The following is a 13,600-nucleotide window of genomic DNA, read 5'->3' as shown; positions in this document are numbered from 1 at the left end:
ACGCCATGCATATCGATCTCAATGCCGACCTCGGCGAAGGCTGCGACACCGACGAACAACTGCTGACCCTGGTCAGCTCCGCCAACATCGCCTGCGGCTGGCATGCGGGCGACGCCAGCACCATGCGGCGCAGCGTGCGCTGGGCGATCCAGAATCACGTAGCCATCGGCGCCCACCCCAGCTTCCCCGACCGTGAAAACTTCGGCCGCAGCGCCATGCAATTGCCGCCCGAGGACATCATCAGCGGCATGCTTTATCAACTCGGCGCGCTCGACGCCATCGTGCGCGCCGAAGGCGGCCGCATGACCCACGTCAAGCCGCACGGTGCGCTCTACAACCAGGCCGCCAAGGATGCCGTGCTGGCCAATGCCATCTGCGCCGCCATCCGCACCTTCAATCCCGAACTGAGCCTGTATGGCCTGGCCGGCAGCGAACTGATCGCCGCCGCCCGCCATGCCGACCTCAATGCGGTCGAAGAAGTGTTTGCCGATCGCGCCTATGAAGCCGATGGCAGCCTGGTCGCACGCAGCAAGCCCGGTGCCATGATCGAGAACGATGCCGAGGCCATCGCCCAGACCCTGATGCTGGTCAAGCAAAAGAAGGTCAAGGCCATCGACGGCAGCCTGGTCGAAGTCAATGCACAGACCGTGTGCCTGCACGGAGATGGCGCGCACGCACTGGATTTCGCGCGCCAGATTCGGGCACGCCTGCACGCCGAGCAGATTGCCGTGCGCGCGACGGTATGAAGGATTTTTCCAGCGTCCTCGCAAGACGCAGGAAAGTAGGCACCTGCACTTGAACACGGGGTGCCGCAAGCTGTAGTTCGTTTCCGAAAACAACAAGAAAAGCCGCCAGCCTGAGGCCCGCGAGGTCGCAGGAAAAGTCACGCCCCTGCCCTTTGCAAATTCACGCAAATCCAGTCTGGGCGCGGCTTTGCGCGACATCGCTGGCACGGACCTTGCACCATGGTGGCAGGATTTTTCCTCATTCACATAGGGAGTTTTTCATGGAGAGTACGACACTGTTGCCGCTGATCGGGATACCGATCGTCGTGGCCGGTTTTGCCTTGCGTTTCAACCCGCTGCTGGTAGTCACGGTCGCGGGTCTCACCACCGGCCTGTCGGTCGGCATGGACTTCGGCATGCTGCTGGAGACCTTCGGCGAGAAGTTCGTCAACAGCCGTTCGCTGGCGACCTTCCTGCTGATCCTGCCGATCATCGGCCTGTTGGAACATTACGGCCTCAAGGAACGCGCCCAGGCGTGGATCTCCAGCATCGCCAGCGCCACCTCGGCGCGCATCCTGATGCTTTACTTCATTCTGCGCGAAGGCACGGCCGCACTCGGCCTGATCTATCTCGGCGGCCAGGCGCAGACGGTGCGCCCGCTGCTGGCACCGATGGCTGAAGGCGCAGCGGTCAACGCCTATGGCGAAGACCTGCCGCAACACATCCGCGACAAGATCAAGGCCCATGCCGCCGCCTGCGACAACATCGCCGTGTTCTTCGGCGAGGACATCTTCATCGCCTTCGGCGCGGTGCTGCTGATGGATGCCTTCCTGAAGGAGAACGGCATCACCAACATCGAGCCGCTGCACATCGGCCTGTGGGCCATCCCCACGGCCCTGTCGGCGCTGGTGATCCACATGTTCCGCCTGACCCGCCTCGACGCCTCCATCCGCCGCGATGTCGATGCGTGGAAAGCTACCCAATCCGCTGCCAAGGTATCCGCATGAATACGCTCATCTCGATCAACCGCATCTACTACCTCATCGGCATCATCGTCATGATGCTGACCGTGATGACCCTGCGCGACAAGGGCAACCCCAAGCGTTTCACGACGGCCCTGTTCTGGTTCCTGTTCGGCGCCGTGTTCCTGTTCGGCGACCTGCTGGTGGAAAACCTGGGCAAGTCCATGGCTCACCGCATCATCGGCGGCACCGTCATCATCATCTCGCTCATCGCCGGCACCGGCCTGCTCTCCATGGGCAGCTATGCAACCTCCACGCATGAAGAGCGCGTGACCTCCTCCAAGCGACTGGGCAACTGGCTGTTCTTCCCGGCGGTGCTGATCCCGGTCATCACGGTGGCCTGTACCGTACTGCTCAAGGGTGTCTCGGTCGGCGGCCTGATGCTGCTGGACCAGAAGCAGCTGACCCTGGCCGCCCTGTGCGTAGCCTGCGTGTGCGCGCTCATCGCCGGTTGCGTGCTTACCCGTGGCACGCCGCTGCAGGCAGTGCGCCAGTCGCGCCGCCTGGTGGACTCCATCGGCTGGGCCGCGATCCTGCCGCTGATGCTGGCCATGCTCGGCGGCGTCTTCGTGGCTGCCAAGACCGGTACCTCGGTGCAGCAGGTGGTGAGCCTGTTCGTCAATCCGGACAATCGCTTCCTGGTGGTGGTGATCTACTGCGTGGGCATGGCGCTGTTCACGATGGTGATGGGCAATGCGTTCGCCGCCTTCCCGGTGATGAGCGCGGGCATCGCGCTGCCCTTCCTGATCCTGGGGCATCACGCCGATCCGGCACCGCTGGTGGCCATCGGCATGTACTCGGGCTATTGCGGCACGCTGATGACGCCCATGGCCGCGAACTACAACATCGTGCCGGCCGCGCTGCTGGAACTGAAGAACAAGTACCAGGTCATCAAGGTGCAGATCCCCACCGCACTGACGCTGCTGACCGTGAACGTGTTCCTGATGTACTTCCTCGCCTTCCGCTGACCTGAACGGATGGCCGGACCTGGCCGCATGCGCTGTTGCGGCCAGGTCGCCCCACTTGCTTCAAGGAGTCCCCATGCAACTCACTCTCGACCGGGCCGAACAATTTGCCCGCATGCCGCTGGCCTACCTGCGCCAGGAATATCCCAACCACATCATGCACGTGCTCAACGGCCCCGAAGACGTGCTCTCGCCGCGCGCCATGCATCCGGTCTTCTATGGCTGCTACGACTGGCATTCGGCCGTGCATGGCTTCTGGCTGCTGCTGCGCTGCGTCCAGCGCTATCCTCAACTGCCCCCACGCAGCGATATCGAGGCCATCTTCGATGAGCACTTCACGCCGGAATTGATGGAGCGCGAGACCGACTATTTCCGTGTCGGTGGCCGCGCCTCATTCGAACGTCCCTACGGTTTCGGCTGGATCCTTGCGCTGGACCAGGAACTGGCGCAATCCACACTGCCGCGCGCCGCCGCATGGCGTGCCGCGATGCAGCCGCTGACGCTGGAGATCCGCCGCCGCCTGCTGGACTACCTGTCCAAGCTGAGCTATCCGATCCGGGTCGGCACGCATTACAACACCGCCTTTGCCCTGGCGCTGTCGCTGGACCAGGCCCGCCACATCAAGGATGGCGAACTGGAGCAGGTGATCCTGGCCAGCGCACAACGCTATTACGGCAAGGACACCGACTACCCCGCCCACTACGAACCCGGCGGTGACGAATACATCTCCGGCGCACTGACCGAAGCCCTGCTGATGAGCAAAGTTCTCCCGGCGCAGGAGTTCGCGACCTGGTTCGATCGGTATCTGCCGCGCGTGTCGGAAGTCGAACAGATCATGCAGCCGGCCCACGTCTCCGACCCGACCGATCCCAAGATCGCGCACCTGGACGGCCTGAACCTCTCGCGCGCCTGGTGCATGAAAAACGTGCTGCGTCACCTGCCAGCCCACCACGCTGCGCGCAGTGCCATCGAGGCGTCGATCCAGCGTCACATCGCGGCGTCGATCGACCAGGTGGTCGGCAGCCACTACAGCGGTGGCCACTGGCTGGCCAGCTTTGCCATGCTGGCGCTGGAAGACTGATCCACACCTCGTGCTCCTGCGAAAAAGCCCTCGCTCCCGATGACGGAAGCGAGGGCTTTTTGCTGGAACGCAGGCTGAATCTACTCAGCCACTTCCTTGCGCAAGGCCTGCTGCCCAGGCTGGGTCGGCATGGTCGCCGAGATCACGCGCGCACTGCGCTTGAAGGTGAAATACGCCCAGGCCCAATCGGCCATCACCATGATGCGATTGCGGAAGCCGATCAGGAAATACACGTGCACGAACAGCCAGAACAGCCAGGCCGGATACCCCGAGAACTTGAGCTTGCCGACCATCGCAATGGCAGCCCGGCGACCGATGGTGGCCAGCGATCCGTAGTCCTTGTAGACGAAGCTCTCGGCCGGCTGCCCGGCAATGTGATGCTTGATGTTGCGCGCAGCTACGCGGCCCATCTGCTTGGCCGCCGGTGACACGCCTGGCACCGGCTTGCCCTCCGACTGTGCGGCAGCCAGGTCACCGATCACAAACACTTCGTCGTGACCACCAATACAGAGCTGCGGCGTGACCGGTACACGACCAGCACGGTCCACCGGTACACCCAGTTTCTTGCCCAGCGGCGAGGCCGCTACACCCGCCGACCAGATCACCGTGCGCGTGGCCAGGCTCTGCTCGCCATCGAAATTGGCGTAGCGCACGCAGGTCTCGTCGATATGCACCACACGGCAACCGGTGCGCACATCCACCCCGAGCTTGTGCAGCTGCTCGCGGGCTTTCTCGGAGAGGTCCGCAGGATAAGCGCCGAGCACGCGCTCCGAACCTTCCACCAGCACCACGCGGGCCGAATGCGGATCGATGTTGCGGAATTCGCCCGAGAGCGTATGGCGCGCGATTTCCACCAGCGTACCCGCCATCTCCACGCCCGTGGCGCCGCCGCCGATGACGGTGAAGGTCAGCCATTCCTGGCGGCGGCGCGCGTCGGTCTCGCGCTCGGCATGCTCAAAGGCCATCAGGATGCGCTTGCGGATTTCGAAGGCATCTTCCAGCGTCTTCAGGCCCGGTGCCAGCGTGCTCCATTCATCGTGACCGAAGTAGCTATGCGTGGAGCCTGCCGCCACGATGAGGTAGTCATAGGCCAGCACGCTGCCGTCTTCCAGCGTGACCGATTTGCCGGCGGTATCGATCCCGGTCACCGCCGCCATCAGCGTGGTGAGGTTGCGCTGCTGCGCCAGGATGGCGCGGATCGGCGCACTGATGGCCGGGGCCGACAGCCCGGCCGTAGCCACCTGGTACAGCAAGGGCTGGAACAGGTGGTGGTTGCTGCGATCGATCATGGTGATGCGCACATCGGCGTGGGCCAGTTCACGCGCTGCGGCCAGACCGCCGAAGCCGCAACCGATGATGATGACGTGGGGCATTGCCTTCCTTTCAAAAGTAACGTGTTGTTCTGTCCGCGCAAGCCGGTCATGAGAATCTGACCTGGCTGCACAGCTGTCCCCTACTCTCTATTCGGAACTGCATCTCTGCAGGTCTGCCTGCTGGCAGTGCCACGCCTTCCCCCTGATGAGCGCGGCATACCGGAACCTTGATGTCCCTCAAAGCAGACGGACAGAATCGCACACTTTTGGTTCGAAATCACTTGGGCAGATTGTCCGTATCCTGTTGCGCACGCCAAAAAAAATCCCCCGGCCTTGCGGCACGGGGGATTTCCTTGTTGCCTGTGCAGGCAGAAGGGATTACTGCGCTTCTTGCGGAGCGGCAGCGTCGCCTTCTTCAGCCTGGGCAGCCTTCATCGACAGCTTCAGGCGGCCGCGGTCATCGGTTTCCAGAACCTTGACGCGCACTTGCTGGCCTTCCTTGAGGTAGTCGGCCACGGCGTTGACACGCTCGTTGGCGATCTGGCTGATGTGCAGCAGACCATCCTTGCCCGGCAGGACCTGGACGATGGCGCCGAAGTCCAGCAGCTTCAGGACGGTGCCTTCGTAGATCTTGCCCACTTCCACGGAAGCGGTCAGCTCTTCGATGCGGCGCTTGGCTTCCTGGCCAGCCGACGCATCCACGGAGGCGATGGTGACCACGCCTTCGTCGCTGATGTCGATCTGGGTGCCGGTTTCTTCGGTCAGCGCGCGAATGACGGCGCCGCCCTTGCCGATCACGTCACGGATCTTTTCCGGGTTGATCTTGATGGTGATCAGGCGCGGTGCGAAGTCGGACAGCTCGGCACGGCCGGCCGGCACGGCTTCCTGCATCTTGCCCAGGATGTGGTGGCGGCCTTCCTTGGCCTGCTCCAGCGCGACCTGCATGATTTCCTTGGTGATGCCCTGGATCTTGATGTCCATCTGCAGGGCGGTAATGCCGTTGGCAGTACCGGCCACCTTGAAGTCCATGTCGCCCAGGTGATCTTCATCGCCCAGGATGTCGGTCAGCACGGCGAACTTGTTGCCTTCCTTGATCAGGCCCATGGCGATGCCGGCCACGTGGGCCTTCATCGGCACACCGGCGTCCATCAGTGCCAGGCAGCCGCCGCACACCGACGCCATCGAGGAGGAACCGTTGGACTCAGTGATTTCCGAGACCAGGCGCACCGAGTAGCTGAACTCGTCAGCAGCCGGCAGCGCGGCGATCAGCGCGCGCTTGGCCAGGCGGCCGTGGCCGATTTCGCGGCGCTTCGGGGTGCCCACGCGGCCGGTTTCGCCGGTGGCGAACGGAGGCATGTTGTAGTGGAGCATGAAGCGGTCGGAGTATTCACCCAGCAGGCCGTCGATCTTCTGTTCGTCGCGTGCGGTACCCAGGGTCGCGATGACCAGGGCTTGCGTTTCGCCACGGGTGAACAGGGCCGAACCGTGGGTACGCGGCAGCACGCCGGTACGGATCGAGATCGGACGCACGGTGCGGGTGTCGCGGCCGTCGATGCGGGGTTCGCCTTCCAGGATCTGCGAACGCACGATCTTGGCTTCCAGGTCGAAGAGGATGGAACCGACTTCGGCAGAATCAGCGGCCACGCCGTTGTTGGCAGCGGCTTCAGCGACCAGGGCTTCGTTGACCTGGGCGGTCACGGCCTTGAGCTTTTCGGTACGGGCTTGCTTGTCCTTGGTCTGGTAGGCTTCGCGCAGCGGGCCTTCGGCCAGTTGCGAGACGCGTGCGATCAGGGCTTCGTTCTTGGCCGGGGCGGTCCACTGGACTTCCGGCTTGCCGCCTTCACGCACCAGGGCGTGGATGGCTTCGATGACGGCCTTGGACTGGTCGTGACCGAACACGACGGCACCCAGCATGACTTCTTCGGACAGCTGGTCGGCTTCGGATTCCACCATCAGCACGGCGGTTTCGGTACCGGCCACCACCAGGTCCAGCTGCGAGGACTTCAGCTGCGAGGTGGTCGGGTTCAGGACGTACTGGCCGTCGATGTAACCCACACGGGCTGCGCCCACCGGGCCATTGAAGGGGATGCCGGCCAGCGACAGGGCTGCCGAGGCACCGATCATGGCGGGGATGTCCGGATCGATTTCAGGGTTCACCGACAGCACGTGGATGATCACCTGCACTTCGTTGAGGTAGCCTTCCGGGAACAGCGGGCGGATCGGACGATCGATCAGGCGCGAGGTCAGGGTTTCCTTTTCGGAAGGCTTGCCTTCACGCTTGAAGAAACCGCCGGGGATGCGGCCGGCTGCATAGGTCTTCTCGATGTAGTCGACCGTCAGGGGGAAGAAGTCCTGGCCGGGCTTGGCTTCCTTGCGGGCCACCACGGTGGCCAGGATGACGGTGTCTTCCACCGACACCACCACGGCGCCAGAAGCCTGGCGAGCGATTTCGCCGGTTTCCAGGGTCACTTGATGCTGACCGTACTGGAAGGTCTTGGTTACTTTATTGAACACGGTATTTCCTTTCTTTTATGGAGCCGGCCCCGACTGTGTCCGCGGTGCACGGCTTCCTTTTGCCGACAGATTTTCAGGCGCTGTCGTTCACCTCACCACAGTGGCCGGCGAAACCGGTCACTCACGACGAACGCGGCATTGATCACACAAACAGCCTGCCGCGATGAAACGATGATGCATTCCTGCCCCGAGGGAGGGTGTTTTGCGAGGGTGCTTGCCCCGGCTTATGCCTGAGCTTGCGGAATCGCAAAAAACAAAATGCCCGCGTCAACGAGTGACGCAGGCATTTCGTGGTGGTCCGGGGCGCAAACCCCGGGACCCAGACGCGGAGTCAAATTACTTGCGCAGACCGAGTTTCTCGATCAGGGCGCGGTAACGGTCAGCGTCCTTGTTCTTCAGGTAGGACAGCAGGCTCTTGCGACGGTTGACCATCTTGATCAGGCCACGACGGGAGTGGTGATCCTTGACGTGGGCCTTGAAGTGGCCGTTCAGGTCGTTGATGCGTGCAGTCAGCAGCGCCACTTGCACTTCCGGAGAACCGGTGTCGTTCGTGCCGCGGGCGTTTTCGGAGATAATGGCAGCCTTGGCTGCTTTTTCGATGGACATTGCTTTTACCTTTCACAAGCGGTGTGCGGAGCGTCGGAAATCCCTGCCCTGCATACCGTGAACAAAAATGAGAATCCGGTCAAACCGACCGGACGCGAAATTATATAGCAAAAAACCATTCCGACCAACTTTGGCAAGCATAGCCGCACGATTGCTGCCGATGACGCTGCGTCCCTGCCACAGCCAGCCGGAATGACAACTTACCCAGGAGTCGACATGCCTTCCCCCGTTTCCCTCATGCAACGCGCCTGCCCCAAGCTGGTGGCCGCCCTGCTGGCCGCCGCTGCCCTGTCCGGATGCGCCTCGCTGCTGCAACCGCCGGTGCAGCCGGGCGAGCCCGAAGAACAGGTCGTGGCCCGCCTGGGTGCGCCCACCAATGTGTATCCGGATGGCAACGGCCGCGTCTTTGAATACGCTGCCGGTGCTTTCGGCCAATACCAGTACATGGCCCGCATCGGCCCCGATCATCGCTTGATTTCCTACGAGCAAGTGTGGACGCTGCAGAATTTCCACGCCATCCGTCCCAAGCAGGACACCAAGCTGGATGTGCTGCGCCGCGTGGGCCGTCCCACTGAAGTGACGCGCTATGCCCGCATCCCCTTCGAGGCGTGGAACTACGGCTTCAAGGAAAGCGGCGTCTGGAATTCGCAGATGACCGTGTATTTCAACGACCAGGGCATCGTGGAGAAGATCGAGAACGGTCCTGATCCGCGTTTCGATGATTCGCGTTTCCGCAACTGAGCACGCGCATCCCCTGCCTCACACCTGCACGATCAAGAAAGAAGAAAGGCTGCCCGGATCACTCCGGGCAGCCTTTATTTTTCAGCGCAAGAACTGCAGCGTACTTACACCACCGTCGCCAGCGCCAGCGTGAACAGCAGGGCCAGCACCGAGACCAGGGTTTCCATCACGGTCCAGGTCTTGAAGGTCTGCGGAACCGTCATGTTGAAGTATTCCTTGACCAGCCAGAAACCGCCGTCATTGACGTGCGACAGGATCAGCGAGCCGGCACCGGTAGCCAGCACCATCAGCTCCGGACGCACGCCACCGACGGTGGAGACGATGGGCGCCACGATACCGCAGGCGGTAGTCATGGCCACCGTCGCCGAACCGGTCGCCACGCGGATCAGCGCCGCCACGAACCAGCCCAGGATCAGCGGCGACAGATGCGCATCGGTAGCGATGCCAACGATGGCCTTGGAGACACCGCCGTCCATCAGGATGCGGCCAAAGCCCGCACCCGCACCGACCACCAGCGTGATACCCGCGATGGGTGCCAGGCACTCGTTGGTGAATTTCAGGATCTGGTCGGCGCCGAAGCCACGGGCGCGGCCGAAGGTCCAGAAGCTCACCAGGGTGGCGATCAGCAGCGCGATCACGGAGTTGCCGATCAGGCGCAGGAAATCATTGGCGAAGGTCTTGGGTGCAAAGAACAGGTCCGCCCAGCTGCCGATCAGCATCAGCGCCACCGGCAAGAGGATGGTGAAGAGCGTGATGCCGAAGCCCGGCAGTTCGCGGTCCTTCTTGCTGTCATCGACGAATTGCGAAATCAGCGGATTGTCCGGATTGGGGATCACCACCTTGGAGATCAACTTGCCGAAGATCGGACCGGCGATGATGGCCGTGGGAATACCGACGATCAGCGCATACAGGATGGTGCGGCCGATATCGGCACTATACGCGGTCACTGCCAGCAGGGCTGCCGGGTGCGGCGGGATGAGGCCGTGCACCACCGACAGGCCGGCCACCATGGGAATGCCCACCAGCACCATGTTGGTCCCGGTACGCTTGGCGACGTTGAAGGCGATCGGCACCAGCAGCACGAAACCGACTTCGAAGAACACCGGCAAGCCGACGATGAAGGCCACCGTCATCATGGCCCAGTGCACGTTCTTTTCACCGAAGGCCTTGATCATGGTGTTGGCGATACGCTCGGCACCGCCCGACTCGGCCATCATCTTGCCCAGCATGGTTCCCAGGCCCACCACCAGCGCGATGTGGCCCAGCGCATTGCCCACACCGGTCTCGAAGGCCTTGACGATATTGCCCATGGGCATGCCCACGGCCAGGCCCAGCACCAGCGACACCACGATCAGCACGATGAACGGGTTCATCTTGAATTTGGCGATCAGCACGATCAACGCGATCACCGCTACCAGTGCATAGACCAGTAGCGCACTTCCTTGTACAGCCTCCATCTGTTGCTCCTCTTCAGAAGGTAAAAGACACCGCCGGCGATACGGCACCCCTGCCGGCAAACATGAACTGCGAAACCTGCAAAGCTTTCAAACCTTCAAAAGCTTTAAATTTTTTATATCTTTTAAATCTTTTAAATCTTTTATGGCGTTTGTTGCTCTTGTTGTTCTTGTTGTTCTTGTTGTTCTTGTTGTTCTTGTTCTTCTTGCCCTGCTTGCCCTACTTTCGGGGGACAAGGCGGCCAGGCGCCGCCCTGCCCTGGCGGCATCAGCGCTTGAAGGCCACGCAATCCACCTCGACCTTGCAGTCCACCACCATGCTGGAGACCACGCAGGCACGTGCCGGCGGATTGGCGCCGAAGTATTCCTTGAAGACCTTGTTGAAGGACTGGAAGTCGCGCGGATCATCGAGCCACACGCCACAGCGCACCACGTGCTCGGGGCCGTAGCCGGCTTCCTTCAGGATGGCCAGCACGTTCTGGATGGCCTTGTGCGACTGCGCCACGATGCCGCCGTCGATCACTTCGCCGTTCTCCATGGCCACCTGGCCCGAGACGTACAGCCAGCCATCGGCGGCCACTGCGCGTGCGAACGGCAGATGCTGGCCACCTGTGCCGCTGCCACCTTCCACACCAAATCGTTGAATGCTCATTGCTGCTCCTTTATTGAACTCGGATTGAACTCAGACGCGAATCTGAAAAAATGAATCTGAAAAAAAGAATCTAAAAAGCGATTTGAAACTTGAAGTTGATAATCGCCCCCTGACGTTTTCTGCAACTCAGGCTGACGTTTTCTGCACCGTGCGCGCCAGGAAGCGTCCGGCACGCGCGCTGGTGGATTGCTTGTCCTGGCCGCGATAGGCCAGCTGCCCGTTGACCCACACCGCATCGATGCCATGCGCCGGCTGCATGGGATCAGTGAAGCTGGCAGCATCGCGGATGGTCTCGGGATCGAACAGCACCAGGTCGGCGTGATAACCCTCGCGCACGAAACCGCGCTGCGCCAGGCCGAAGCGCTGCGCCGACAGGCCGGTCATCTTGTGCACGGCGGTGGCCAGCGAAAACAGTTTCTGCTCGCGGCTGTAATACCCCAGCACGCGCGGGAAAGCGCCCCACAGGCGCGGATGCGGCAAGGGATCATTGGGCAGGCCGTCGGAACCGACCACGGTGGCCGGATGCGAGAGGATGCGATTGACATCGTCATCCGACATGCAGTGGTAGACGGCCCCGGCCGGCATCAGCCGGGCGGCAGCGGCATGCAGGTCCACACCCCAGTCGGCGGCGATCTGCTTCAACATCTTGCCGCCCTGCTCCGGATGCGGCTCCGACCAGGTGACCTGGATGTCGTAATCGGCGGTGACCTGCTTCAAGTCGAGCGTAGAAGAGCTGGCGGTGTAGGGATAGCAGTCGCAGCCCACATGCTGGTGGCGCGAGGCGGCTTCCAGTGCCTGCAGCACTTCGCTGCTGCGGCCCCAGTTCTCCACACCCGCGCACTTGAGGTGCGAGATCACCACCGGCACGCGCGCATGCTTGCCGATGCGGAAGGCTTCCTCCATCGCATTGAGGATGTCGGCGAATTCGCTGCGCAAGTGAGTGGCGTAGAGCCCGCCAAATTCGGCCAGCGGCTCGGCCAGGGCCAGCACTTCTTCCGTGGGCGCATTGATGGCATTGCCGTAGGCGAGGCCCGTGGAAAGCCCCAGCGCACCGTGCTCCAGCGCCTCGCGCAATTGCGCGCGCATGCCGGCGATTTCCGCATCGCTGGCCGCACGGTCGAGACGGTCCATGTGGTTGTTGCGCAGGGCCGTGTGACCGACCAGCGCAGCCACGTTGATGGCCGGCTGCGCGGCATTGACGGCCTCGACATAGCTGGCAAAGCTCGGATAGTGGAAGGCCTCGGACTTGCCCAGCAGGTTCATCGGGTCCGGCGGATCGCCCTTGAGCGTGACCGGCGCGGCACTGATGCCGCAATTGCCGACCACCACCGTGGTCACGCCCTGCGACAGCTTGGGGAACATCCCGGGGGTGCGGATGACGTTGGTGTCGTCATGCGTGTGCGCATCGATGAAGCCGGGCGAGAGCACGCGTGCGCTGCCATCGATTTCCTGGTCGGCCTGCCAGCCAGAAAGCTGGCCGACGGCGACGATGCGGCCATCGCGCACGGCCACATCGGCGGCTACCGGTTCGGCGCCGCTGCCATCGATGACCAGGGCATGGCGGATCAGGGTGTCGCAGTGCTGAAGGCCGCGCGGCGATTGCGGAGTGGATGTCATGTCAGTCTCCCAGTGGCTGGTGCAAGTCGCCGCCGCCGCGATGGGCATCGAGCACGTACTTGAGGCGGCGCAGGCGTTCCTGGCTGCTTTCCTTGTGCAGCAAGGCCAGCTCCAGCACCAGCATGTCCAGCGTCGCCATCATGGCGTAGCGCGACGAGGACGGTTTGAAAATCAGGTCGGTTTCCAGCGTCTTGATGGGCAGCAGCACATCGGCCATCTTGGCCAGGGGCGAGCCGAGTGCCGTGATGGCGATCAGCTTGACGCCGTATTCGCGCGCCACCTCGCAACTGGCCAGCAGCTCGGGCACGCTGCCGGTGGTCGAGAAGACCAGCAGCACGTCGTCCTTGTCGAGGGTGGCCGCCACCATCTTCTGCAGTACCGCATCGTGATAGGTCGCCACCGGACGGCCCAGGCGCACCAGGCGATAGCGCGCCTCGTCGGACATCATGGTGGAGCCGCCGCCCATGCCGAAGCAGTAGATCATGCGCGCGCCCAGCAGCAGGTGCGCGGCTTGCATCAGCATGTCAGGGTTGAGCATGGCGCGGTTCAGTTCCAGCACCGCGTGGATGTCGCGGTAGACCACGTCGGCCAGTTCCGGCGGCTGTTCGGAGGGCAGCGTCTTGGCCCCATCGAAGAAGCGCTGCCCCACGGCCACCGCCTGGGCCAGCAGGAACTTGAATTCGCGCACGTCGCGGCAGCCCATGGCCTTGGCAAAGCGCGTCACGCTGGCCACCGACACGCCCGCCTTCTCGGCCAGCTCGCCGATGCTGGCGCTGGCAGCGGCGGCCAGATCACCCAGGATCGCTTCAGCCACTTTCTGTTCGGCCAGGCGCAAGGTACTGCTGCGCTCGGTGATGCGGGAAATGATGTCCAATGTCTGCGCCATGGGAAGGAAAATTCAGTCTGCGGG

12 protein-coding genes are annotated in these 13,600 nt (G+C 62.7%); 5 read left to right on the top strand and 7 right to left on the bottom strand.

Going from position 1 to position 13,600, the window contains the following annotated elements:
• Nucleotides 1–5: 5 nt before the first annotated feature.
• From pxpA to CEJ45_RS05420, 4 genes are all read left to right on the top strand, one after another.
• Nucleotides 6–746 carry a 5-oxoprolinase subunit PxpA gene (gene pxpA / locus CEJ45_RS05435; RefSeq protein WP_088754177.1) on the top strand — a complete coding sequence of 247 codons (741 nt, stop codon included), beginning with the start codon at nucleotides 6–8 and terminating at the stop codon, nucleotides 744–746.
• Between the two features lie 260 nt (nucleotides 747–1,006).
• On the top strand, nucleotides 1,007–1,732 hold the full coding sequence (locus CEJ45_RS05430; protein WP_013233768.1) for a DUF969 domain-containing protein: 726 nt from the start codon (nucleotides 1,007–1,009) through the stop codon (nucleotides 1,730–1,732).
• On the top strand, nucleotides 1,729–2,715 hold the full coding sequence (locus tag CEJ45_RS05425; RefSeq protein ID WP_088754176.1) for a DUF979 domain-containing protein: 987 nt from the start codon (nucleotides 1,729–1,731) through the stop codon (nucleotides 2,713–2,715). The genes CEJ45_RS05430 and CEJ45_RS05425 overlap by 4 nt, the downstream gene beginning before the upstream one ends.
• Nucleotides 2,716–2,788: 73 nt before the next feature.
• The gene (locus CEJ45_RS05420) at nucleotides 2,789–3,793 is read left to right on the top strand and encodes a DUF2891 domain-containing protein (RefSeq protein WP_088754175.1); all 1,005 of its coding nucleotides are present in this window, start codon (nucleotides 2,789–2,791) and stop codon (nucleotides 3,791–3,793) included.
• Between the two features lie 80 nt (nucleotides 3,794–3,873).
• Here the strand turns inward: CEJ45_RS05420 and CEJ45_RS05415 are convergent, their stop codons facing one another.
• The 3 genes from CEJ45_RS05415 to rpsO all read right to left on the bottom strand — a co-directional run bounded on the left by CEJ45_RS05415 (nucleotide 3,874) and on the right by rpsO (nucleotide 8,226).
• Nucleotides 3,874–5,166, bottom strand: a complete 1,293-nt coding sequence (locus tag CEJ45_RS05415; RefSeq protein WP_088754174.1) for an NAD(P)/FAD-dependent oxidoreductase — start codon at nucleotides 5,164–5,166, stop codon at nucleotides 3,874–3,876.
• A gap of 318 nt (nucleotides 5,167–5,484) precedes the next feature.
• Nucleotides 5,485–7,620 carry a polyribonucleotide nucleotidyltransferase gene (gene pnp, locus CEJ45_RS05410; protein ID WP_088754173.1) on the bottom strand — a complete coding sequence of 712 codons (2,136 nt, stop codon included), beginning with the start codon at nucleotides 7,618–7,620 and terminating at the stop codon, nucleotides 5,485–5,487.
• 336 nt (nucleotides 7,621–7,956) lie between these two features.
• A complete protein-coding gene (gene rpsO, locus CEJ45_RS05405; protein ID WP_006712917.1) occupies nucleotides 7,957–8,226 on the bottom strand; it encodes a 30S ribosomal protein S15 in 270 nt (89 codons plus the stop codon).
• A 216-nt stretch (nucleotides 8,227–8,442) separates the two neighbouring features.
• Between rpsO and CEJ45_RS05400 the strand changes: the two genes are divergently transcribed.
• Nucleotides 8,443–8,967 (top strand): hypothetical protein, encoded by a 525-nt coding sequence (locus tag CEJ45_RS05400; protein ID WP_088754172.1) that lies wholly within the window; start codon nucleotides 8,443–8,445, stop codon nucleotides 8,965–8,967.
• A gap of 104 nt (nucleotides 8,968–9,071) precedes the next feature.
• Here CEJ45_RS05400 and CEJ45_RS05395 read toward each other — a convergent pair whose 3' ends face one another.
• The 4 genes from CEJ45_RS05395 to CEJ45_RS05380 all read right to left on the bottom strand — a co-directional run bounded on the left by CEJ45_RS05395 (nucleotide 9,072) and on the right by CEJ45_RS05380 (nucleotide 13,576).
• On the bottom strand, nucleotides 9,072–10,424 hold the full coding sequence (locus CEJ45_RS05395; RefSeq protein ID WP_088754171.1) for a GntP family permease: 1,353 nt from the start codon (nucleotides 10,422–10,424) through the stop codon (nucleotides 9,072–9,074).
• 265 nt (nucleotides 10,425–10,689) lie between these two features.
• Nucleotides 10,690–11,073 carry a RidA family protein gene (locus CEJ45_RS05390; protein WP_050468372.1) on the bottom strand — a complete coding sequence of 128 codons (384 nt, stop codon included), beginning with the start codon at nucleotides 11,071–11,073 and terminating at the stop codon, nucleotides 10,690–10,692.
• A 126-nt stretch (nucleotides 11,074–11,199) separates the two neighbouring features.
• Entirely contained in the window at nucleotides 11,200–12,690 is a 1,491-nt protein-coding gene (locus CEJ45_RS05385) for an N-acyl-D-amino-acid deacylase family protein (RefSeq protein ID WP_088754307.1), read from the bottom strand.
• Nucleotide 12,691: 1 nt separating this feature from the next.
• A complete protein-coding gene (locus CEJ45_RS05380; protein WP_088754170.1) occupies nucleotides 12,692–13,576 on the bottom strand; it encodes a MurR/RpiR family transcriptional regulator in 885 nt (294 codons plus the stop codon).
• Nucleotides 13,577–13,600: the final 24 nt, after the last annotated feature.

It is taken from the genome of Herbaspirillum aquaticum (assembly GCF_002213425.1).
GTDB lineage: Bacteria > Pseudomonadota > Gammaproteobacteria > Burkholderiales > Burkholderiaceae_D > Herbaspirillum > Herbaspirillum aquaticum.
This window is presented reverse-complemented; position numbering and strand designations above follow the sequence as displayed.

Excerpts from the sequence above, each read along its gene's own strand:
- CEJ45_RS05395 (WP_088754171.1), bottom strand. The coding sequence starts at position 10,424 with ATGGAGGCTGTACAAGGAAGTGCGCTACTGGTCTATGCACTGGTAGCG.
- rpsO (WP_006712917.1), bottom strand. The coding sequence starts at position 8,226 with ATGTCCATCGAAAAAGCAGCCAAGGCTGCCATTATCTCCGAAAACGCC.
- CEJ45_RS05390 (WP_050468372.1), bottom strand. The coding sequence starts at position 11,073 with ATGAGCATTCAACGATTTGGTGTGGAAGGTGGCAGCGGCACAGGTGGC.
- CEJ45_RS05380 (WP_088754170.1), bottom strand. The coding sequence starts at position 13,576 with ATGGCGCAGACATTGGACATCATTTCCCGCATCACCGAGCGCAGCAGT.
- CEJ45_RS05400 (WP_088754172.1), top strand. The coding sequence starts at position 8,443 with ATGCCTTCCCCCGTTTCCCTCATGCAACGCGCCTGCCCCAAGCTGGTG.
- CEJ45_RS05425 (WP_088754176.1), top strand. The coding sequence starts at position 1,729 with ATGAATACGCTCATCTCGATCAACCGCATCTACTACCTCATCGGCATC.
- pxpA (WP_088754177.1), top strand. The coding sequence starts at position 6 with ATGCATATCGATCTCAATGCCGACCTCGGCGAAGGCTGCGACACCGAC.
- CEJ45_RS05420 (WP_088754175.1), top strand. The coding sequence starts at position 2,789 with ATGCAACTCACTCTCGACCGGGCCGAACAATTTGCCCGCATGCCGCTG.
- CEJ45_RS05415 (WP_088754174.1), bottom strand. The coding sequence starts at position 5,166 with ATGCCCCACGTCATCATCATCGGTTGCGGCTTCGGCGGTCTGGCCGCA.
- CEJ45_RS05430 (WP_013233768.1), top strand. The coding sequence starts at position 1,007 with ATGGAGAGTACGACACTGTTGCCGCTGATCGGGATACCGATCGTCGTG.
- CEJ45_RS05385 (WP_088754307.1), bottom strand. The coding sequence starts at position 12,690 with ATGACATCCACTCCGCAATCGCCGCGCGGCCTTCAGCACTGCGACACC.